This is a genomic window from Apibacter sp. B2966 (assembly GCF_011082485.1).
Classification (GTDB): Bacteria; Bacteroidota; Bacteroidia; order Flavobacteriales; family Weeksellaceae; genus Apibacter.
This window is the reverse complement of the sequence record NZ_CP049714.1, coordinates 1,085,270-1,108,832: the sequence shown is the minus strand read 5'-3', so window position 1 is coordinate 1,108,832 and position 23,563 is coordinate 1,085,270. Positions and strand designations below refer to the sequence as shown.

19 protein-coding genes and 1 tRNA gene are annotated in these 23,563 nt (G+C 29.3%); 11 read left to right on the top strand and 9 right to left on the bottom strand.

Going from position 1 to position 23,563, the window contains the following annotated elements:
* Nucleotides 1–209: 209 nt before the first annotated feature.
* The gene (locus G8C43_RS04785; protein ID WP_166004493.1) at nucleotides 210–1,730 is read right to left on the bottom strand and encodes a lipopolysaccharide biosynthesis protein; all 1,521 of its coding nucleotides are present in this window, start codon (nucleotides 1,728–1,730) and stop codon (nucleotides 210–212) included.
* Nucleotides 1,731–1,983: 253 nt separating this feature from the next.
* On the opposite strand from G8C43_RS04785, the gene G8C43_RS04780 reads away from it, so the two are divergent.
* Nucleotides 1,984–2,532, top strand: a complete 549-nt coding sequence (locus G8C43_RS04780) for a hypothetical protein (RefSeq protein WP_166004491.1) — start codon at nucleotides 1,984–1,986, stop codon at nucleotides 2,530–2,532.
* A gap of 555 nt (nucleotides 2,533–3,087) precedes the next feature.
* On the opposite strand, the gene G8C43_RS04775 is transcribed toward G8C43_RS04780, so the two are convergent.
* The gene (locus G8C43_RS04775; RefSeq protein WP_166004489.1) at nucleotides 3,088–4,032 is read right to left on the bottom strand and encodes a 3-oxoacyl-ACP synthase III family protein; all 945 of its coding nucleotides are present in this window, start codon (nucleotides 4,030–4,032) and stop codon (nucleotides 3,088–3,090) included.
* A 418-nt stretch (nucleotides 4,033–4,450) separates the two neighbouring features.
* Between G8C43_RS04775 and G8C43_RS04770 the strand changes: the two genes are divergently transcribed.
* From G8C43_RS04770 to G8C43_RS04755, 4 genes are all read left to right on the top strand, one after another.
* Entirely contained in the window at nucleotides 4,451–5,668 is a 1,218-nt protein-coding gene (locus G8C43_RS04770) for a DUF6051 family protein (RefSeq protein WP_166004487.1), read from the top strand.
* Between the two features lie 563 nt (nucleotides 5,669–6,231).
* Complete coding sequence (locus tag G8C43_RS04765) at nucleotides 6,232–8,091, top strand: hypothetical protein (RefSeq protein ID WP_166004485.1); 1,860 nt, start codon at nucleotides 6,232–6,234, stop codon at nucleotides 8,089–8,091.
* A gap of 682 nt (nucleotides 8,092–8,773) precedes the next feature.
* The gene (locus G8C43_RS04760) at nucleotides 8,774–8,965 is read left to right on the top strand and encodes a hypothetical protein (RefSeq protein WP_160541843.1); all 192 of its coding nucleotides are present in this window, start codon (nucleotides 8,774–8,776) and stop codon (nucleotides 8,963–8,965) included.
* A 202-nt stretch (nucleotides 8,966–9,167) separates the two neighbouring features.
* On the top strand, nucleotides 9,168–9,635 hold the full coding sequence (locus G8C43_RS04755) for a hypothetical protein (protein WP_166004483.1): 468 nt from the start codon (nucleotides 9,168–9,170) through the stop codon (nucleotides 9,633–9,635).
* A gap of 463 nt (nucleotides 9,636–10,098) precedes the next feature.
* On the opposite strand, the gene G8C43_RS04750 is transcribed toward G8C43_RS04755, so the two are convergent.
* The 7 genes from G8C43_RS04750 to G8C43_RS04720 all read right to left on the bottom strand — a co-directional run bounded on the left by G8C43_RS04750 (nucleotide 10,099) and on the right by G8C43_RS04720 (nucleotide 17,491).
* A tRNA-Ser gene (locus tag G8C43_RS04750) sits at nucleotides 10,099–10,183 on the bottom strand.
* A gap of 69 nt (nucleotides 10,184–10,252) precedes the next feature.
* Nucleotides 10,253–11,467: a diaminopimelate decarboxylase gene (gene lysA / locus G8C43_RS04745; protein WP_166004481.1), complete on the bottom strand. Its 1,215-nt coding sequence runs from the start codon at nucleotides 11,465–11,467 to the stop codon at nucleotides 10,253–10,255.
* A gap of 67 nt (nucleotides 11,468–11,534) precedes the next feature.
* A complete protein-coding gene (locus G8C43_RS04740; protein ID WP_166004479.1) occupies nucleotides 11,535–12,551 on the bottom strand; it encodes a glycosyltransferase family 2 protein in 1,017 nt (338 codons plus the stop codon).
* Nucleotides 12,515–13,390, bottom strand: coding sequence for a lysophospholipid acyltransferase family protein (locus G8C43_RS04735; RefSeq protein WP_166004477.1), 876 nt, complete (start codon nucleotides 13,388–13,390; stop codon nucleotides 12,515–12,517). The genes G8C43_RS04740 and G8C43_RS04735 overlap by 37 nt, the downstream gene beginning before the upstream one ends.
* A 71-nt stretch (nucleotides 13,391–13,461) precedes the next feature.
* Nucleotides 13,462–14,478 (bottom strand): ferrochelatase, encoded by a 1,017-nt coding sequence (gene hemH, locus G8C43_RS04730; RefSeq protein ID WP_166004475.1) that lies wholly within the window; start codon nucleotides 14,476–14,478, stop codon nucleotides 13,462–13,464.
* Nucleotides 14,479–14,639: 161 nt separating this feature from the next.
* Nucleotides 14,640–15,905, bottom strand: a complete 1,266-nt coding sequence (locus G8C43_RS04725; protein WP_166004472.1) for an exonuclease domain-containing protein — start codon at nucleotides 15,903–15,905, stop codon at nucleotides 14,640–14,642.
* A 26-nt stretch (nucleotides 15,906–15,931) separates the two neighbouring features.
* Entirely contained in the window at nucleotides 15,932–17,491 is a 1,560-nt protein-coding gene (locus G8C43_RS04720; RefSeq protein ID WP_166004470.1) for a helicase HerA-like domain-containing protein, read from the bottom strand.
* 271 nt (nucleotides 17,492–17,762) lie between these two features.
* On the opposite strand from G8C43_RS04720, the gene G8C43_RS04715 reads away from it, so the two are divergent.
* From G8C43_RS04715 to tatA, 6 genes are all read left to right on the top strand, one after another.
* Nucleotides 17,763–19,391 (top strand): hypothetical protein, encoded by a 1,629-nt coding sequence (locus G8C43_RS04715; RefSeq protein WP_166004468.1) that lies wholly within the window; start codon nucleotides 17,763–17,765, stop codon nucleotides 19,389–19,391.
* Nucleotides 19,392–19,423: 32 nt separating this feature from the next.
* Nucleotides 19,424–19,858 carry a dUTP diphosphatase gene (gene dut / locus G8C43_RS04710; protein WP_166004466.1) on the top strand — a complete coding sequence of 145 codons (435 nt, stop codon included), beginning with the start codon at nucleotides 19,424–19,426 and terminating at the stop codon, nucleotides 19,856–19,858.
* 50 nt (nucleotides 19,859–19,908) lie between these two features.
* On the top strand, nucleotides 19,909–20,919 hold the full coding sequence (locus tag G8C43_RS04705; RefSeq protein WP_160557065.1) for a sugar phosphate nucleotidyltransferase: 1,011 nt from the start codon (nucleotides 19,909–19,911) through the stop codon (nucleotides 20,917–20,919).
* Nucleotides 20,920–20,924: 5 nt separating this feature from the next.
* Nucleotides 20,925–21,719, top strand: a complete 795-nt coding sequence (locus tag G8C43_RS04700; RefSeq protein ID WP_166004464.1) for a DUF4292 domain-containing protein — start codon at nucleotides 20,925–20,927, stop codon at nucleotides 21,717–21,719.
* Nucleotides 21,719–23,257 (top strand): murein hydrolase activator EnvC family protein, encoded by a 1,539-nt coding sequence (locus G8C43_RS04695; RefSeq protein WP_160541854.1) that lies wholly within the window; start codon nucleotides 21,719–21,721, stop codon nucleotides 23,255–23,257. The genes G8C43_RS04700 and G8C43_RS04695 overlap by 1 nt, the downstream gene beginning before the upstream one ends.
* Before the next feature lie 76 nt (nucleotides 23,258–23,333).
* Complete coding sequence (gene tatA, locus G8C43_RS04690) at nucleotides 23,334–23,528, top strand: twin-arginine translocase TatA/TatE family subunit (RefSeq protein WP_160541855.1); 195 nt, start codon at nucleotides 23,334–23,336, stop codon at nucleotides 23,526–23,528.
* Nucleotides 23,529–23,563 lie beyond the last annotated feature (35 nt).

The window sequence follows — 23,563 nt, the reverse complement described above, 5'->3', positions numbered from 1 at the left end:
AAATTTTAATTATCAATCATAATGATATAAAATAATAAAATTGAATTTTTTACTTTAAAATTGTTTGTCTTTTAAAAAAGTATCATTAACAATTAAGCTTGTTCTTGATTATATGTAAGAGATAGTAAGGCTATAGAATGATAAATGTTTAATAACGAAGATATCTATTATGATAGAAAAAAATTGAATGTAGTAAATACTACTGAAAATTAGTTCTTTTTGCGTTTTTTTAGTTGTACGAGTTTTTTTCTAAAAATTTGGACATCCTTATATTCAATTTTTAATGTCAGGTATAAGAAAATAAAAAATAAGATATTACCAACTCCAATTCTCACGGCAATTCGATTGCTGCAATAATAGGCAATAAAGCTTAACAAAGAACTTCCGCCTATATAAAAAATCAGTTTTCGGTAATTGTAGGGTATAGGATATTCTTTTTGTCCCCAAAAATAGGATATAAGCATCATGGTTAAATATGACACAAAAGTTGCAATCGCACACGCCCAATAGCCAAGGTCTGTATATTTCAATCCAATAAAATTTAAAACAACAGTTATGAATGCGCCAATTCCTGATATAATAGCACCATAATGAGTATTGTCAGATAATTTATACCAAATGGATAAATTGAGATATATTCCCAGAAACGTAGAGCCTATTAATAAAACAGGCACAACCTGGAAGCCGCTCCAGTAGTCGGTGTTTCTAATATAAAGACGACCGATCCAATCTAAGTTGGCTACTAAGAATAATAAAATGAAGGCACTAAATATAGCATAATACTTCATTAAAGTAGCATACGTTTTTCCTGAATTTTTGTCGTCAGCGTGAGAAAAAAAGAAAGGCTCAACCCCCAACAGGTAAGCAGTCTTAAACAACGTTATAAAAGTAGCAATTTTGTATACAGCGCTGTAAATACCCATTTGAACTTCGGCAATACCTTCCGGAAGGAGATATTTAATAAATTGTCGATCCATGGTTTCATTAACAATCCCGGCTAGACCGGCAATGGTAATTGGCCACGCATATTTTAACATCTTTTTCCATAAAGAAAATTCAAAAGCATATTTGCCATCAAGCATGGTAGGAATTAAAGCAAGGAATGTAATAATACTTGCAAATAAGTTTGCAGCAAAAGCATAACCTATTCCATAATCAAAATTGTAAATCTTACTAAAAAAAACAGCGCCAATTCCACCATTTTCAATTTGTTTAGGAATCCAAAATATTAATATAATTGTGGAAAAAAACATGGTTACTGAATTCAGTATTTTTAAAGAAGCAAAATATAAAGATCTGTTTTGAATCCTGAGTTTTGCAAAAGGAACAGCTGAAATAGCATCAGCAGCAAGAATAAATAGAAACCATACTAAAAAAATTACCTCATCAGGGTGTTTAAATGCTGAGGCTAACGGGTGTCTGGCAAGTATGCCAAACACTAAGAATAAGAGAGAAACAATGCAAACAGAGGAAAATGAAGTAAAATAAACTGCATTTTGTCTTTTTTCGTTGTCTTTAAATTTTTGAAAAAAACGAAAGAAAGTAGTTTCCATTCCGTGGGTAAGTAAAACAGAAAGTATACCCGCGGCTGAATAAAAATCAGCATATATTGAATATTTAGACGGACCGAAAGCTCGCACTAACATTGGAGTAAGGATAAATGGAAATACTCGGACTAAAACATTGCTTAATCCATATATTAATGTCTGACTAAATAACTTCTTATACAATGAGTTCTTTTTAAATAATTTCTGTTTCAGTTACGATAAATGTAATAATATAATTTTTAATTTTATATTATTGACAAATTTAATAAATTTGATTAGGTTTACAGATGTCAATTTTAAAATAGGGTAAAAGCTTAATGAAATTTATAATGAACTAACAGAGAGGTTTATAAGATTATTAAGTTCGCAATTGATACTGCATAGGCCTATATAAATATAATTATCTAAATAGCTACTAGACAAGCTAAATTTACAAATGAAAAAAATATATTTTCTTCACGGATATCAAACTTCAGGAAAAAAATTCAATTGCTTACAAAATTTTTATCGCAATAGTAAAGAATTTAGCCTTATATATTGGGAATGGGATGAATTTATGGACATTCCCAAATTTTTAGAAGAAAAAGCTAAAATTTTCGAGGAAGATAAAGGAGATAAAATTATTATGGCAGACAGTATGGGGGCAAATCTTGCTTGGAATTTGGTAAATTTCTTTAAAGATATTCATTATGTTATGACTAATCCTGTTTTCTCTTCGGAACAAATTAAAGATCAAAAACGAATTCCTCCCGAAATGAAAGAAAAAATATTTTCGGCTACTTCTGAAAATATTTTAAACAAAAATATACATCTTATTATCTCTAAAAATGATGAAGTTCTTTATCCGGAATATTATAAAAAAGTATTTGGTGAGTCATTAAAGGTGTTGGAGTTGGATGATTTACATGCCATTTCTCATATGGCTGAGTATATGCCTTTAATTCATCAAGTAATTTGTGAAGCATTTGAAAAATCCAAACAGTAAAAATTAATATTTATACTAGCTTCATAGAATTTTATTAAAAATAAATATTTGCATTATCGTCCAATAAAGATCTTGTTTAAAATTTATCAATATTAGTATACTATTTAATTGAAAATACACATATAAATGTTAACTGTCTTTTATAAAAGTATACATATGATTAGTTAATCTTACTTATGAAGTAGTTAACAAAAGATAATTATTTAAAATCTATAAAAATATCTCTATAAGTTTTGTAAATCTTTTAGCATGATTACTAAAAGTTTCTAAAACGGATTTATAAACTACATTATGTTTATAATAGATATGTGTTTTAAAATTATTTCTTACTAGAATTCATAGAACTGTTTATTAATAAAGAACAACACTTTAAAATTATAAAAAACAATACCCGGCTATACAATAATTTACATTTTGTATAGTTAAAAATTAGCAAAATAAAATTTTAAGAATGTATTATAATACATTCTGAATAAACAAGATATTAAAATTTTATGATTCTTATAGCAATGAAATTTGAAATGGTAAGAACTTAAAATTAATATCAGTTAGTTTTTAATTAAATTTAATTAAGCATGTACCGCAAGAATAGCCGCCTCCAAAAACGGAAAGACATACAAGATCACCTTCTTTAAAAATATCATAATTCTGAGCAAAAACCAAAGGGGCACTTGCACACCCTGTATTGCCTAATTCTTCCACATTTGTAAGCGATTTATTTTCAGCTAACCCTAATTCATGACATACATTATTTAAAATTCTTTTATTTGCTTGATGACCGATAAAATAAGTTAGATCAGATATCGTATAACCATTTTTCTTGATTATAGCATCTGTTAGCTTTGTTAAATATATACACGCTTGAGTAAATACATCTTTACCATAAGGCATATGTAAACCATTTTTAGGCTCCATAGTAACCGCTTTAGGTCCATAGCCTATATTACCAAGACCAAGTGTATTAATATCTAAAACTTCAGCTTCATTTGGACGCATAGGTTCTGAGGAAAAAAATAGAGCAACGGCAGCATCCCCCCATAGATGTCCGGATTGAATGTCTTTGTCATCTGAATAGCTGGAGTTTCTATCAGCACTTATTAATAATGCTTTTGAAGATATTTTGCTTTTAAAAAAAGAATTAATAATTTCCATACCATTGATGGCAGAAGAACAAGCAGAAGATATATAAAAAGCTTTGGCATTGTTTATGTTAAACTCTTTTTGAATAATATGAGCAGTAGTCCCCACCGTATCATTGGGTGTATAAGAAGCAAATACAATTAAATCTACTTCACTAATGTCGTAAGGCAAATTTTTAACACCATCTTCAACGGCTTTAATGCTCATGTAGTCTATAGTTTCTTCTTCTGAAGCTCTGGCTCGGGTCAAAATCCCGGTCCTCTTAAAATACCAATCTTCTGATAAATCATTAAGTTTTGCAAAATAACTATTAGTAACTCTCTTAGTAGGTATATAACATCCTTTAGAATTTATAAACATTTTAAAATATTTAATTATTAAAATTTTTGCAAATATAGTCTTCTAATAAGTTATTTTTTAATTTATTTAGCTGAGTTTTATTAAAAGAACGCATATATTAACATATTATTAAGGGTAATTTAACATCAAATTTTATGCCATTGCAAATTATTTGTAAAATTAATTCAAAAAAAATGATTATAATTTAACTAATTGGTTAAATTTATATTTATAATGTATTTTTTGTTTTTAAGAAAATATTGAATCATATGCGAATATTTTTTTTAATAATAAGATTAAATTATCTTTATTATTGCGAAAAAATATGGGTTTATATCCTATATATATTCGGAAAAATTATTATAATTGTAGCCTAAAATACCTAATAATAGTATAATTATTTGTGAGTCAATACCTAACTACAAATTTTAACATATAAATGAAATATTTAGACTTGTTTAATTATTTAAAGAAAATTGAAAATTATACAGCGGATGAAATTGAAATAGACGAGAATTTGGTTATTAGAAACTTTTCATTTAAATCAAATTATCGATTTATACTTCCAGGTGGTTTAGGTAATAATGATGATTATGAGTTCTTAAGTAATCCAATTAACGATCTTGATCCGGATGTCATACAAAAGATGCTTAATAAAAAAGATGCAGATATATCCGAGAATATTGAGTTTCGTTATCATATAATAATGCCTAAAAAAGAAAAAAAGGCAAAAGAAATAATTATTCTATTTCATGGGTTTAATGAAAAGTATTGGAGTAAGTATTTACCCTGGGCAACCTATTTAGCAGAAAAAACCGGAAAAGCTATTGTTTTATTTCCAATGGCATTTCATATGAATAGGGCTCCCTTGTTGTGGAGTAATTCCAGAGAAATGTATCGGGTAAGTGAGGAACGAAAAAAAAGAATTCCCATACTTATATGTTCCAGCCTTTCAAATGTAGCAATAAGTACACGTATAAATAATAAACCTCAACGGTTTATTTGGTCGGGTTTACAATCCTATTACGATGTTATAGATTTTGTTGAAGATATTAAAGAAGATCTACATCCGGCAATTGATAAAGATGCTAAAATTGACTTTTTTGCCTATTCCATTGGTGCTTTTTTAGCTGAAGTTTTAAAAATGAGCAACAGAAACGGTTATTTTTCAGATACCAAATGTGCCATTTTTTGTGGAGGTGCCGTATTTAACCGATTAACACCCGTCTCCAAATTTATTTTGGATAGTGAAGCCGGAGTTGGGTTATATTCCTTTATTGTTGAACATATGGAAAGTCATATGAAAAGAGACGAGATTCTTCGACACTATATGTATACTGAACCGGAGGGGCCTAATTTCAGGAGTATGCTTTGTTATAAAAACCTAATTAAAGAAAGGGAAGAAACATTTAGAAAAATCAGCGATCAGTTTTATGTAATCACTTTGGCTAAAGATGAAGTGATCCCTTCATACGAAATTATGAATACATTGCAAGGAACGGCTAGAGATATTCCTGTAAAAATTGAATTAATGGATTATCCATACACATATATTCACGAAGACCCATTTCCTTGTGGAAAAGAAATCTCAGATGAAGTTGATGAATGTTTTACCTATACATTTGATAAAATTTGTAATTTCTTAATGGAAAAATAAATTATTGTTCTTCCATCTGTTTAAAAATATCCTTTTTACTTGGTATAAAAAATACAAACTATTTTAAATTTAGTAGCAGTTTATCCGGGTTTAGCTTGATGTATACTAAATTAGAATTAGAATTTTTTATATTAAATCATATAATGCTTAAAAAAAACATAATATATTCTGCAAATTGAAATCAATAGATGATAAGTTTTAAAAAATTTCCGACTAAATCTAATAGGTATATTATATAGAGTAGATTTAAAAAAATTCATCGATTTTAAATAATCGATAAATAGTCTATTGATTATTAATTACACATTTTTGTTCTTTTTTGTTCTTTATAAATTTTAATTACATAAATTATTTTATGGTTCTTATTTAAATATTTAACGTTTTAGCTATCAAGAAGTAAAGGGTAAAAATTTTTACGAACCTAATTAATAATTTATAATTTTTATATAAGAATTTTAATAAATCTTCAAAATTTTATGTATAAAAGGCTAATTAATTGTGAAAAATTTTATAATTTTAAAAAATACAATTAATAATAATACTATAACTACTAAAATTTGATTATGAGCAAGCCTAACTATTTGATTATTTTCTTATTATTTATTTACACACTTAATGCGCAAGTAGGAATTGGAAATGAATTTCCGGATCCACAAACGATGTTAGATATCTCTTCCCCTGAAAATAACAAGGGAATTTTAATACCAAGACTAAGTCAGAAACAAAGAGATTCTATTGAAACCGCTGTTAGCAAAAATGGTTTGTTGATATTTAATACAACTGAAAACTGCTTTAATTACTGGAATAAGATCGAAGCGAGATGGATTAGTATTTGCGGTAATAAGTTAAGTGCTGATTTCAGCATAGATTGTTCCACTATTAAAGTATTAGGAAATTATGTTAACGATGAAGCTCTTACCTCGGAAAATAAAATCGCTGTAACGGTGCATGTTACTAAACCGGGGCCCTATACAATTAATGCTGTTTCTTCTCCGGATAACAGGTATTTTTTTTCTAAATCAGGAGAATTTCTTTCAACAGGGACTTACACAATTGAAATTCCGGGATATGGTACTCCTATAGATTTTACCCCTGAAAATAATTCAGGAGATGAATTTACTTTAACAACTCAGGAAATAAATGAAGTTAATTCATGTAAATTTAATGTCGTTGTAAAACAGCGGGTAATGAAATCGGCATATAATTTAGATTGTTCTTCTATATCCGTTAAGGGATCTTATACAAGTGGATCTCAATTATCGCCAAATAATTATATTGAAGTAACTATAAGTTTTAATCCGATTAACATTGGAGCTCCATTATCTTTATATACAAATATTGTTGATGGTATTGGTTTTAAGACTGAAAATTTAACATTAGAAGGAGATCAGCAGAACAATAATAATATAATAACTCAAACGGTAAAGCTGCAAGGATATGGAATTCCGGAAGGTTATTCACCCAAAGAGTTAACTATATATTCTAACAGTGAATTATCAACCAGTTGTTCAGCATCGGTACCCATGACTTATTATTATGATTATGTGAAATTATATGCTACCGGTGCGGGAGTATATAATGCTTTGTCAACCGGTCCATATGGTGGTAATTTATCTTTAATGGTAAACAGTTCCGAAAATTTTGGTCCTTCACCAAACAGTATAGTTAAATTTAAAGGATGGATTGATAATAAAAATATATTAGATTCTCCCAAAGAAACAGAGTTAGAAAATTTGTTGCTGGGGGATAATCCACCGGATATACTTATTACCGGGCAAACATCTGAAATCACGCTTAAATCAGCTCCAATTTATGTAGAGTATCTTAAAAGAAAAGGGATTGTGCTTCTTTTTATAGAAGATCAAAATCGTGTAGAACGTTTTTTTAAAGCTTTATATCCTGATTTGCCGATCAAAGGCTCATTGTATACTGATCAAAAAGGAAATGGTATTGTATGGGATTTTACAGATGCGGATAGTTCTGTTTTAAATGGTCCTTTTGGAGACATACGAGGAAAAAAATGGGGAGATGATACTAGTCAAACAGCAGTTTTAGAATCATTGCCTATAGAAGATCTTGAAATATTTTCAGGAACTGAAGATGGAAGAATTTCTGCATTTAAACATAAAAAATATAATTTAATCTTTGTTGGAGATGGAGGATTTAATTCGTCACTTACTAATTATCCTAATAAAATGAATGGAAATGATGCAAGTTCTTATAAATATCCTATGTTAATAGATAAAGTTACAATTAACGATTATACATATCCTTATTATCCAATACCCAAGCCTAATTATGGAAATGTTAATATAGGAGGGCCTATTCATACTATATATAATTCAATTTTTACCGCAAATGCAATTGCTTGGGCTATTGAAACAGCTCAAACCAACGGAATTAATTCTCAGTCGAGAAAATAAATTGTTTGAAACCATGTAAAACATTATAGTTTTTTAAGTTTCCGTTTGATTAACTAAAATAATATTTTTAGTAAAAGGTTACTGAATTATTGTAATAGTTTTATGTATTCAAACTTAATAAAAAATTAAAATTTAGAAAGAAATTCTGATTTAAAAGAAAATTAATATAATTCTTAAATTAGATAATTACTCTTTAGGGTACTTTTACTTTTGATTCTAAGTTTGCAATTTCAACAATTTTAAGAGTAGTTTTTAATCACATCTGATGTTTCCATAGATGTTCACTAGGAATCGTGCGATAATGTGTGATATTAATAATATTAACATATGTTAGATCAATATTTATATTTATTATTTAATAAATTTCACTTGATGATAATAATTAATTATTTATTCAGTTAATTAAAAGTAATTATAATTACACATTTTATTTTATTTGTAATTTTGAGTAAGTTTATAGGTTAAGATTAAGCTGTTAGCTTTTTATTTTGTTATCTGAATTCTACCAAATTTAAATATATATGATAATAAGTAGAAACGATGGCAAATATCCAATGGAGGAAAAATACTTGTTCATTTATTTTAGGTTCTTTCAGATTGCAATTAAGAGACTACAAACTCACAGCTTATTTTTATTAAAAAAATTGACTTTTGAGTTTGAAGTCCTTAAATAACTATAATCATGAAAAAATTATTAATTATTACATCTTTTACTTTAACAGCTGTGAGCTTTCTAACTTCATTTACAAATTCAGAAAAGGTATCACAAGAAAGAAATTGCCAGTACGGTCAATGTATTAAAATAAAAAAAGACGGGTACCAATGCCGAAATTGTGCACAACAAGGAAGCTATTATTGTTGGTCACACCGTTAAGATATTTACATTGGAAAAATAAGAAATCAATAGATTAATAAGAAAATTTTTATTGTGATATTTCCAAATCTAAAATTATAAAAAAGGTACTTGATTTTTAAATCTCAATATTTTTATATTTTAAAATTTGAATTAAATAAGTTTAGATATAAATGTATTGAGATTTTTTAAATTAAATAATTATCAATTCAAAGAAAATAAAATGAATGATAAATATATATTCGATTTATACATTTATTTAAATGGTCCCCAAAAAGGTTACGATTTAAAAAGATTTAGGAAAGAAATCTCAACTGATCCGGAGTATAATAAACGTGTTTATAAATATATTGGAGGTAAAAAAGCAGGAATTGATTACGATGCCTTTGCTGCTGCTACCGGGCTAACCAATTATTTGAAAAGAAAAAAAAATAAATTCAAAGAAAGTTATCAACCCGATGATCCGAATGACTCCGCTGATCAAATTTATGAGGCAGATTATGCATATGTCGAAAAAAGTAAACCAATAAAAGAAACTAAAGTTAAACAGGTTAATTCACAACGAGGGGAACATATACAATATGTATTCTCAAATTATGGAATAATTATATCTATAATAGTTATTGTAATAGGTTTTACATGTAAAAGACTACTGTTGAATAAGAAAATAAATAAGAAAAATCAAGAATAAACATATCAATAGTATATATTTTTAATTTCATTTAAAATTAATGTAACGATTGTTTTATGATGGAATAATCTTATGCATTAAAATAATTTATTTAAAAATATATTTTATTGTAAAATAAACCCGTAAAATTTAGATAATAATATACTTTTGGTTGAAAATCTTACTAGTATAAAGCTAATATATTTAAGGATTTATGACTGACTTTAATAGTGTTACTAAATGGATAGAAATAGTTTTTAGCGCTTTAAAAGGAAAATATAACTCTGTAAATGCCATTTATTGTAACTAATATGAGTTAAATCTATTTTATATTCAAAAAGTATCAAAAGATTTGATACTTTCTTTAAAAAGGTATCAAAAAATTGGTAAAATATGGCAGAATATGGCACAGGTAAAAAAACGTAAAAAAGGGCTATAAACCGCGTAAATACAAGAAAACCCGCTATATAAGCGGGTTTATTAGCGGAGAGAGAGGGATTCGAACCCCCGGACCTGTTACAGTCAACGGTTTTCAAGACCGCCGCAATCGACCACTCTGCCATCTCTCCGGCTACCTTATAGGTAGGTTATTTTTAACGGTTGCAAATATACAAACCTTTTTTCTTTTTCCAAATTTTTTAAAAAGAAATTTCCTCCGTAGTAGTTAATAAATCGTCTAAATTTTCTCTTCGTCTGATTAAGTGAGGTTTACCGTTTATTAATAAAACCTCAGCAGGTTTCAATCTTGAGTTATAATTGGAGGACATGGAGAAACAATAAGCCCCTGCATTTTGGAAACAAAGCAAATCACCTTCGTGTATTTCGCTTATCTTTCGATTCGTTCCAAAAGTATCGGTTTCACAAATATAGCCTACCACAGTATAAAATCGGTGTCTTCCTTCAGGATTGGAAAGATTAGTTATGGTATGGTGAGCATTATAAAACATAGGGCGTATCAAATGATTAAACCCGCTGTCAACTTCAGCAAAAACAGTTGAAGTGGTTTGCTTGATTACATTTACAGAAACAATAAAAAAACCGGATTGACTAACTAAAAATTTACCCGGCTCAAACATAAGGGTCAATTCATGCGGATATGTTTTTTGAAACTCATTAAAACGCTCTCCCAATTTTTTACCCAAATAATTAATATCGGTTTCATGATCTCCTTCCTTATAAGCAACTTTAAATCCGCTTCCGAAATCAATATAATCTAGATCATGAAATTCCTTAGCTACATTAAAAAGTATTTCAGCTCCTTTAAGGAAAACTTCCACATCAAGAATATCGGAACCTGTGTGCATGTGTACTCCTTCCACTTTGATTCCCGTATTATTTACGATTCGCAAAACATGAGGAAGCTGATGAATGGAAATTCCAAATTTCGAATCAATATGGCCAGTTGAAATTTTAGTGTTGCCGCCTGCCATGATGTGAGGATTAATTCGAATGCAAACAGGATAATTTTTTATTTCATGACCAAAAGTTTCTAAAATTGAAAGATTATCAATATTGATACGAACGCCTAACTGAACGGCTTGTTTAATCTCTTGAAAAGAAACCCCGTTGGGAGTGTAAATAATTTCTTTTGGTTCGAATCCGGCTCTTAAACCCAACTGAACTTCTTGTATGGATACAGTGTCCAATCCGGAACCAATACTTTTAATGAATTTTAAAATATTAAGATTGGTATTAGCTTTACACGCATAATTTAACTTGACTTTTTTAACGCTTTTAAATGCTTTAACTAGCCTGTTATATTGATTTTTAATTATATCGGCATCATAAACATAAAGAGGAGTGCCAAATTCTTTGGCTAAATTTTCAAGTTGTTGTATTCTTGCTAATTCCATAGTTTTATAAATATAAACAGTTTGTAAAGTTATAAAAAAGTAGATAGCTAAATAAATTAATAAGAATTTATTTTAAGCGCGTGTATGTATTCCTTTTTTCAACAAAGTATTGAAATATAATGTATTTTTTGTTATAATATTTTTTAATTCCGGCTTTACGTTTTTTTAAAAATTTAGGCAACATTCGATAAACAGCAAAATGAGCCCGAACGATGGCCCAACAATGTTTCCAACCATTTGAAAAAAGAAATCTAATTCCGGCCAATCCATCTAATAACAAGCGGAATAAAATAATCCATACTACTTGATCGGACGGTAAATTCTTAATAAGCATCAAAAGATTATTCCTGAAATTAAGATAAGTCTTTTCAGGATTGTAAACATCCAAAGTGCCACCACCCACATGATATACCGTAGACTCAGAACAATAATAAATAATTTTACCTTTATTTTTTAATCTCCAGCAAATATCAATCTCTTCCATATGAGCAAAAAAATCGGAATCGAATCCTTCATTTTCCCAAAAATCCACCTTTCTTATAAATAAACAAGCTCCGGTTGCCCAAAATATTTCGCAGTTGTCATTATATTGTCCCGTATCTTTTTCGAGACTGAAAAAAACTCTACCGCGACAAAACAGATAACCTAAATTATCTATAAAACCACCTGCAGCTCCTGCAAATTCAAAATAATCTTTTTCCTTATAACTTCTAATTTTAGGCTGAATAGCTGAAATATTCGAATTGTCTTGAAATAATTTTAAAATGGGTACTGTCCAGTTTTCAGTAACTTGCACATCAGAATTTAATAAACAATAAATATCTTCCGAAATAAATTTTAAACCTTCATTATATCCACCCGCATAACCATAATTTTTATTGTTTTGTATGATTTTTACCGACGGAAAATTTTTTTGCAAGTAATATATAGAATCATCCGTTGAGGCATTATCAATTACATATATAGATGAGCCCGGACTGTAATCGATTACCTTTTGTAAAAATTTCTCAAACCAGCCAATTCCGTTATAGTTAAGTATAGCAATTGCTAAAGTTGATAATCTATTCCGCTTGTGTATTTCCATCTTTTATGAGACCAAAGCCAAAGACTTGGATTGGATTTTATATTTTGTTCTAATTCAGAGTAAAATTTTTCGACAATTTCGTTTTCCCTGAATTGGTCGCCATCAGGAAGAATACGTTTCAAATGAGCTTCATATTTTCCTCTTTTCACCTTAACCATATCAACATACACAATCGCATAATCTTTTTTTCGAGCAATTTTATCATATCCATTAAAAGCGGGAGTTATTCGATTAAAAAAATTTAATTCATAATGAATTCTACTTTTAAATGGGCTTTGATCCGCAACAAACAAAAATACATGAGAACCGTCATTAGGCAATTTAATCATGGATCTTACCACCTCTTTAACCGAAAGAGGAACAGTTCCAAACCTGGCGCGAGATTCATGTACTTCCTGATCAAAAAAATTATTTGCCACTTTTTTATATACAGCATACGAATGCTTCTGACTTAAATCCATGGAAATTCCTGTTAACCACTCCCAATTGAACATATGTCCGATAAGCATAATGATATCTTTTTTTTCTTTATGGCATTGTTGCGAAACTTCCAAATTTACAAATTTGATTCTCTCATCATAATCTTCCTCCTTCATCGAAAATGTTTTAATCAGTTCAACCATAAAATCCATAAAATTTCTGTAAAACTGTTTTTGAATTTTCAATCTTTCTTCCTTGGTTTTATCAGGAAAAGCAATTAAGAGATTATTTCTGACAATTTTTTTTCTATAACCAATGATATAATAAATGATAAAATATAAAAATGTTGAGATACCATATAGAACGGGAAAAGATACTTTGGATATCTGAAGTAATATATTCTTAATTAACCTTTTCAAAACAATTGAATATTAAAACAAAAGTAGTAAAGAATTTTATAATTTAAATTTTCTATTGGATAAACCATTGATTAAGATTGATATAAAAAACTGTTAATTTTTTCTTGTAACCAATTAATCCAATTCTCATCTTCATTCAGGCATTTTATATAATGAAATTCTTTGCCACCGCAATCCATAAATAATTTTTTATCCGTTATCGCAAGTTCTTCCAAAGTTTCAAGACAATCGGATACAAAAGCAGGTGCCACAACCGCTATTTTAGATACCCCTTCAGAAGGAAGAGATTCCAAAGTTTTATCAGTATAAGGTTTTAGCCAGGGATCTCTGCCTAATCTGGATTGAAAAGTTTGCCTGATTTTAGATGTATCTAAACCTAATTTTTGGCGAACTTTTTCGGTAACGTAATAGCATTGATGTCGGTAGCAGTAGGGATGAGATGCCAATCCTTTTTCGAAACAACAAGTATCGTCAATTCGGCACTGCTTAGTCGGATCGGTTTTGTAAATATGACGTTCTGGAAGTCCGTGATAACTGAATAAAATCAAATCGTAGGATTCGGGCAGCTGTTTTTTTATAGAATTGCTTAAAACCTCTAAATATTCTTCATCATTATAAAAAGGAGGTAGAAAGCTTATTGATATATCCGGGTAATACTTTTTTTGAATTTCTTTAGTCTTTTCTACTACAGTTTCAGTTGTGCTCATTGCATATTGAGGGTATAATGGAATAACCAAAACTTCTGAAACTCCTTGATTTTTTAATTCGAGCAGACCATTTTGAATGGAGGGTTCTTGATATCTCATCGCTAATGCGATAGGATGTTTTAATTTTTTTTGCAATAGTTGAGTAATTCTTTTTGAAATTACAACTAAAGGAGAGCCTTCCTTCCACCAAATATTTTGATAGGCATGAGCAGATTCTTTAGGTCTTTTAGGTAAGATCATGCATTCCACAATGAATTTACGAATTAACCACGGCGCATCAATTACCCGTTTGTCCATTAGGAACTCACGCAAATAAACTCGAACATCTTGTTCTGATGGAGTTTTTGGTGATCCCAGATTGACCAAAAGTATCCCTTTCATCTTTTTTTAGTATATATAATTACAAAAATAAGAATCTATTGGTAAAAAATTTCTTTTTCTCATAATAAGAACTGATTATATTATAAAATAATTAATTAATTCGTAATACACAATAGAAAAATAGAATGATATACTTTTTAAAAAAAATGTTTAAATTGAATTTAACTGAAAAGGTTGGGTTCTGAAATAATAATTTTTTGTAACTTATTTGAAATGAAAAATTTATTACGTATTTGAAGTAAAATTTCAACATTTATGGTGGATGGAACCATTATTTTTTTTATCTGTTCTACATTTTTTATTTGTGTGTGCAGGGAATAAAAACCGTATCCTTTAAAATGACCGTTTTCAAAAAACAAAAAAGATTTTTCACCGAATGTTCTTCCCTTATCTGTTAATAAAATATACGTATCTTCTTGAAAATTTATTTCTGAAAGTATATTTACACCATTGTCTATTTTTTTTTGTAAAGAAAGTAATGCATCTTCAGCTTTATCTAAGGTTTCAAAAGCGAATAAAGCATATTTTTTATTTTTAGAATTGATAAAATCAATGCTTAAAGTGGGTGGCGTAAAGAAAATACCGAATATAGTAGTATAATTTTCTTTAGTAGGCTTATAAAGGGGGCGATTAATTTTAATTTCATTTAAAGCCTTTATGTTCGCAATAATTTCATTTCCGGTAAGCTCAAAACTGATTTCTTTGGTTTTAACTTGTAAAATTCTTGACCTTTTACTTTTTGAAGTTAAAATCTGTCTGGCTTTAGTAGAAATATCTAAACCTTTATCGATGTATATAATTTTGTCATTTTCATCATGAAAATAAAAAACTCCGGTTTCAAGGGGAAGCTTTTCTAAAAAAGAAAGTATTTTTTTATTTAAAGATTGGTAGTTGCTATGTTTTATGGATGATCCAATAATATTTTTATGTAAATCTTTAGCTAATAAAAGCTGAAACAATTTAACGGTAGCGCGAGCATCTCCATGAGCTCTATGTCTATCACTTACAGGAATTCCCAACGAATCACAAAGTTTACCTAAAGAATAGGAGGTCATACCCGGAATTAGATTTCGGCTTAATGTGATAGTATCCAGGGTGGGTCGTTGATAGTCATATCCTAAACGAGAAAATTCACTGCGTATTACACGATAATCGAAACTAATATTATGTCCAACAAGAATGGCATCATCCGTGATTTCAACAATTCGCTTTGCCAATTCATAAAATTTGGGTGAAGTTTTTACCATTTTTTGCGTAATGCCCGTGAGCTTTTGAACATAAAAATGTATTTCCTTTTCAGGGTTGACTAAAGAGCTAAAAGAATCTGTAATTTTTTCTCCATCGAATCTATATATGGCGATTTCAATTAAACTTTCTTCATTAAATTTACCACCGCTGGTTTCCACATCTAAAATTGCATAGTCCATATAAAAATATCTATACTCGTCAAAAATTAATTTTTTCTTCTTGTATTTTTTTTAACCCCTAAAGCTCCGAAAAACATTTTTGATCCTTCTCGTACAAATGTTTTTCCAATATCTCTAACAAATGGTGAATTCATTATTTTTTCAAATAAAGAGGGTTCGGATTTTTGAGTAGTTGTGTTTCCTTTTTTGTTCGTTTGAGTTTCTGTAGTTGTAGAATTTTTATCATCAGAAACGGCATTCATTCTTTCACTAAGAATTTCATAAGCACTTTCTTTATTAATATCTTCCGCATATTTTTTAACCAAGTCTGAATTATTTACAATCTCATCAATTTCATCGGAAGTAAGTACATCCATACGAGAACTCGGTGAGATCATGAATGTATCTGCCAAAGGAGTAGGGATTCCTTTTTCATCTAATGAAGTTACAAATGCTTCTCCTATACCTAATTGTTGTATCAGGTCATTAGCCTTATAATAGGTAGAAGTCGGATAATTTTCAACCGCTTTGTTTATCTCTTTTTTGTCCTTTGCGGTAAAGCCTCGCAATGCATGTTGTATCTTTAATCCTAACTGACTTAAAACACCTTCGGGAACATCTCCCGGAACCTGGGTACAGAAATATAATCCTATACCTTTGGAACGTATAAGCTTAACCATAGTTTCAATCTGATTAAGTAAAGCTTTAGAAGCCTCATTAAATATAAGATGGGCCTCATCTATAAAAATGGCAAGTTTAGGTTTGTCAAGATCACCTACCTCAGGAAAGGTCTGATATATTTCAGACAATAAGCTCAACATAAAAGTTGAAAAAAATTGGGGTTGATTTTGAATATCTGTTAAACGAATAATACTCACAACTCCCAACCCGTTTCTAACTTCCAATAAATCATCTGTATTAAAGCTGGGTTCTCCAAAAAAACGACCGGCGCCTTGTTGTTCCAAAGAAACAATCTTTCTTAAAATTGAACCTAAAGAGCTGGGAGCAATTGAACCGTAGTTTTGAGCCAATTCCGATTTGCCTTGATCATTGTCGGTTACAAATTGTAAAACTTTTCGTAAATCGTCAAGATCAAGTAAGGGAAGTTTTTTATCATCACAATATTTAAAAAGTATTGACATGATACTGGTTTGAACATCATTAAGTTCAAGGATTTTACTTAATAATATAGGTCCAAATTCAGTAATCGTAGCTCTGAGTCTGACTCCCTTTTCTTGTGAAATAGTTAATAATTCCACCGGGAATCCTTGTGTATGGTAAGATAAACCTAATTTTTTATAACGTTCCAGTATTTTTGGGTTATTTGGATCACCGGCTTTTGCAATTCCACTTAAATCACCCTTAATATCCATTAATAAGGTTGGAACACCTTTAAGAGAAAGTTGCTCGGCCAATACCTGAAGTGTTTTGGTTTTTCCGGTACCCGTAGCACCCGCAATTAAACCATGTCTGTTTATCATTTTTAAAGGAACCGATATTTCAACTTCCGGTACTATTTGGCCATCTAACATGGCTTTTCCAAGCATTATTTTTTCTCCCTTATAATTATATCGAGAAGTAAGGTCTTTAATAAACAGGTTATCCATTAAATATGATTAATAATTTAAAAACAAATATAATATTAAATATTAGTTAGTAAGCTATATTTATATCTTAAAAACAATATTTTTAAATTTTAATTTTGGTATTTAACCTTCTAAAAATAAACAGCTTATAATTAATCATGGGCTAAATTTTTTCAAATAGTTTAAAGTTTATTGTAAAATCAAAATAATAAAAACAAAGTATTTTATTTCAATAAGATAAATTGTCGTTTTTTTATATATTTGTTTAGCAAATTATAATTTTAATATATATATGTTTAAAAAAATACTATTACTTTTATTATCTTTTGTTTTTTATTTTATTATTTTGGGGGAAATATGCTATTCTATAGTTGAATCGCTGGGAAAATTCACTTACCCATTAGATGATACTTATATTCATATGGCGATTTCCAAAAATTTAGTAAAATACGGTACATGGGGGATTAATCCTCATGAATTTAGTTCTGCTTCATCTTCTCCATTATTTACTTTACTTTTAGCACTATACTTTTTTTTATTTGGAGTTAATGAACTAGCCCCTTTAATTATTAATATTATTATTTCACTATTTTTAATGTACTTTGTTTGGGATTTTTTTAAGAATAAAATTTCAAATCTAACAGTATTCTTTTTATTATCCTCTATTATAATATTTACACCTTTACCCAATATGAGTATAATTGCAATGGAACATATATTGCATGCTCTTTTATCTCTATTGTATATTTTTATTTTATGGAAAATTACTTCCGGTGAATGTGAGAAAAAAAATATAATCAGTTATGTAATTATTTCTTTTTTTCTGCCCATTTCAAGATATGAGGGGCTTTTTCTTATAATAGCAGGAGGGATAATTCTTCTGTTTAAACATAAATACAAATTAAGTCTTTTAGGTTTTATAGCTGCGGGTTTATCTGTTTCCATCTTTGGAATTTATTTCATTTATAATGGAGGGACTTTTTTTCCATATTCCGTAATAGTTAAATCAAATTTGGCAGAACAAAACTTTTGGGCGAAAATTATTCCTTTTAAATCAATTTTAGAAAATTTTATATGGAAAAAAGGATCGAGAATTTATCTGATATGTTTTATTATTTTGATTGCATTTTCTCTTTTTACACAATTTATAATAATGTTTAAAAAGAAAAAAATTGATGGAGTAATTTATGTAATTTTTGCTTTTTTTATAAATCTTCTTCTCTATATATCATTTGCTAAATTCGGATGGATATATCGATATGAGGCTTTTTTATTTCCCATGGTGTTGTCATTATTTTTTTACTCAGCTTATCAATTATATCCATTCTTAACTAAAAAAATAACTCTTAAAAAGATCATTCTGTCTTCATTTATAGGTTTATTTTTACTATATCCTTTAATTAACCTTACAAAAAGATCAGTTTTTAATTATATTTGCATAAAAAGAGGTGCTGAAGAAATTTATTATCAACAGTATCAAACAGCGAAGTTTATAAAGAAATATTATGAAAATCAGAGCGTAGGAATCAATGATATTGGGTATCCTTCGTTTTTATCTAATTCTTATATTGTTGATATGTTTGGTTTAGGAAATAAGAATATTGCACTAAGTAAGAAAGTAAGTGAAGAATATCTTGCTAAAGTAATAAGAACAGAATTAGAGAAAAAAAATGTAAATGTTATTTTTATTTATAAACATTGGTTTGACCCAAATGTATACAAAGATTACATAGAAATAGGCTCTTGGAAATTAAATAATTGTTGTTCAGTAGTGGCCAATTCTGAAGTTTCAGTATATTGTATAAGTAATGATCCAAAAGATTTACAATATTTAATAAGATCATTAAAAGAATTTAATAAAAGAGATCTGCCAAGTAGAGTTAATTTTATCTGGAATAAATCCTATGATAATTTATACTAATAAATTATTTATTTAAAAATATACCATTGCAAATGAAAATTAAAATTATAAATAAATCAAAGCATGAGCTGCCCGAATACAAAACTGCCTTTTCCGCAGGAATGGATCTAAGAGCAAACTTGGAAGCTTCTGTATTATTAAAGCCTTTGGAAAGAAAAATAATACCTACAGGACTATACATTGAAATACCTCCCGGATATGAAGGGCAAATCCGTCCAAGAAGTGGATTAGCCATTAAACACGGAATTGGTTGTCCTAATTCTCCCGGAACTATAGATGCTGACTATAGAGGTGAATTAGGGGTAATTTTAGTAAATCTTTCTAAAGAAGATTTTACTATAAATGATGGAGAGAGGATAGCGCAATTAGTGATAGCAAAACATGAAACAATAGTTTGGGAAGAAGTGGAAGAATTGAGTGAAACGGTGAGAGGTGCAGGGGGATATGGAAGTTCAGGAATCAAATAAAATTAGTAATACTAAAAAAACTTTTTAAGAACATTTTAATTAGATAAATTATGAGAATTATTGTTCCAATGGCCGGTAAAGGGTCAAGGTTGAGGCCGCATACATTGACTATTCCAAAACCGTTGATACCTATTGCAGGAAAACCCATCGTTCAAAGATTAGTTGAAGACATCGCTAAAGTAGTGGATGATAAAATAGAAGAAATAGCATTTATAATAGGCGATTTTGGACAAGAAACGGAAAATCAATTGATAGATATTGCTGAAAAATTAGGAGCTAAAGGTACTATCTATCATCAATTATGTCCCTTAGGAACGGCACATGCCATTCATTGTGCGAAAGAAAGTATGAAAGGACCCATTATAATTGCATTTGCGGATACTTTATTTAAAGCAGATTTTCAATTAGATAAAAATTCAGATGGAGTAATATGGGTTAAAAAAGTGGAAGATCCGAGTGCTTTTGGAGTGGTGAAATTAGATGAATACGGTATTATAAAAGGAATCGTTGAAAAACCCAAAGAGTTTGTCTCCGATTTAGCAATTATAGGTATTTATTATTTCAAGGATGCAGATAAATTAATGAATGAAATAAATTATCTGATTGATAACGATATTAAAGTAGCTAATGAATATCAGCTGACCAATGCTTTAGATATTCTAAGAGATAAAGGTGCTAAATTTACACTTGGAAAAGTAGATGACTGGATGGATTGTGGAAACAAGGATGTAACGGTAGAAACTAATTCTAAAATTTTAAATTATGAAAAAGATGAATTAGCTTTATATCCTGAAAGTGCTAAAATTGAAAACAGTTTAATTATTCCACCGTGTTTCATCGGTGAAAATGTAGAAATAATTAACTCAAAAATAGGTCCCAATGTTTCTTTAGGCAATGGAACTAAAATTAATAAAAGTAATATAGAAAATTCGTTGATACAAGAAAACACTCAAATCAGTCACGGAAATCTTACCAATTCAATGATTGGTAATTCGGCTAAGTATATTGGGGTCTCTCGATCATTAAGCTTAGGTGACTTTAGTGTATTGGAAACTAAATAAAAGATATGAAAAAATTACTGATTCTATTCTTGGCTTCTGCATTGATATTTTCATGTAAAACCCAAAAAGGAATATCCATCAATGAAAAAGAAATTAAGTATGAAAATGCAAGTGTTGAAAATTTAGTTAAAACTATTGCTCAACCTGTCGATTTTACTACTTTAAAGATAAAAGCCAATGCAGATATAGAATCGGAGAATTCATATCCTTCGGTAGCCTTAACCCTATATATCGATAAAGGAAATCAAATTTGGGCTAACGCATCTTTAATTCTTCCTTTAGCAAGAGCTTCCATTTATCCGGGAGGATTTAAGATGTATGAAAGATTAGGAAAAACATATGTTGATTCAAATTTTGATTATCTAAATAATCTTTTAAAAGTAGATTTTTTAACCTATAAAAATATTGAAGATTTATTGATAGGTAAATTATTTTTTCCTTTAGATATCAACGATTTTAATTTTTCAATTGAGAATAATTACTACATACTTACTTCCAAAAAAACTATGAAAGTAGGCAGCGGTAAAGATGCAAGAAATTTTTCAAGAAGACTTACCTTCGATTCCAATTTTAATTTGAGACAGATACGTATGGATGATCCATCAAAAAATACGTATTTACAGATAGATTATGATGATTATATAAATATTGAGAATAAAATTTTGCCAAGAAATATTAAAATTTTCATAAAAGGAGAAAAAGAGATTAAAATTACATTGAATTATAATAAATTTGAGTTCGTTAATATGGAAACGCCTTTTGAAATTCCAAAGGGATATTCGCAAAGAAAAATTAATTAATGGCTATTAATAAAAAAATATATACATTTTTCTTTCTTTTACTAACTATATTTATCTATAGTCAGTTACCCTATAAGAAAGAAGACCTTCAAAAACAGAGTGCTCAGTTAAAACAAGAGATTGCCGAACTAAACAAGGCTTTGATTTCAAGTAAAAATGAATCGAAAACATCTATTACATATATTGCGAATCTTAATAAAAAAATCAGCGTACGGGCAAAATTGATCAACACCACACGGAAAGAAGCCAGAGTATTAGATGAAGAAATATATTTAAATCAATTAGCGGTTAATAAATTACGAAGAGAATTAAAAAAGCTGAGAGAAGATTATGCAGATGTATTGATACGATCCTATAAAAATAAATCCGTTCAAAATAAGATTTTATTCATATTATCGTCAGAAAACATATCCCAAGCTTTTCGACGTATAAAATATTTACAGAAATATTCGGAATTTCAAGATGAAAAAGTTGCTGAAATTAATGAAAAACAACAGCAAATTTTGCATACCATCGAATTAAGAGAAGCCGCAAAAAAAGAAAAATTAGAGGTTTTGGCTCAACAACAAGCCCAAATCAATCAACTAAACACAGAAAAGAAAGAAAAAGAAATTTTAGTTGAGCGATATATGAAGGAGCAAGGTGATTTAGCCGAAAAAATAAAGCAAAAGCAATCACAAAGAAAGGCTTTGGAAAGACAGGTTCAAGCGATTATTGCAGAAGAGCTTAGAGTTGTTAAGGCAAAAGAGGCTGAAGAAAGAAGAAAGGCAGAAGAAGCGGAAAGATTACGAAAAAAAACAATAGAAGAAGAACGAGCTAAAAAAGCAATGGAGGCTCATATGGCGGCAGAAAAAATGGCTGCGCAAAAAGCGGCTGCAGCTAAAAAAGCAGCAGAACAAGCTTTAGCCGCTAAATTAGCCGCTGAAAAAGAGGCTAATGATAAAGCAGCCGCAAAAAGGGCGGACGACGCTAGAAAAGCTGCTGAAAAGGCAGCTGCTGAAAAGTCGGCAGCCGAAAAATTAGCATCCCAAAAAGCACAAGATGCAAAAATTGCAGAAGAAAAAGCAGTTGCAAAGAAAAAGTCCTTAGATATTCCTAACATAAATACGAGTGCTTCAGAAACACTGTCTAGAAATTTTGAAGCCAATAAAAACTCACTACCTTGGCCGGTTGCAGGAACAGTGGTTTCCGGATTTGGTAGAACGCCACATCCGGTAGTACCGAATATTTATGTAGAGCATCAAGGCGTTGAGATAGCTGCTGCACCGGGTAGTTTAGCTAAATCCGTATTTAACGGATCGGTAAGTAGAATTTTAATAGTTCCCGGCGGAGGTAAGGCAGTATTGATCAGTCATGGAAATTATTTTACCTTATATTCAAACCTTTCAACTGTTATTGTTTCCGTAGGAGACAAAGTAAAAACAGGTCAAGCGTTAGGTAAAATTTACACAGACGATACGAATACCACCCTTTTAGGGTTCCAGGTATGGAAAGGTACTGTTCCTCAAAATCCATCCAACTGGTTATCCGGTATGTAAGTTATTTATAGAAAATGTATTATTGAAGTTAAGAATTTTCAAAAATTCATTAACTTTGAAACAAATCAAAAAAATTATGAGATTATTTGAACATCCTATGTCTATAGTAATAATATTGATTGTAGTATTATTATTGTTTGGTGGGAAAAAAATTCCTGAATTGATGAGAGGTTTGGGAACAGGTTTGAAGGAGTTTAAAGATGCTACTAAGTCAGATGATGAAAAGAAAAAAGATTCTCAATCATCATCCAATTCTAAAGACGAAAACTAATCACAAATTAATTATTAGTAAAATAATAAATAACA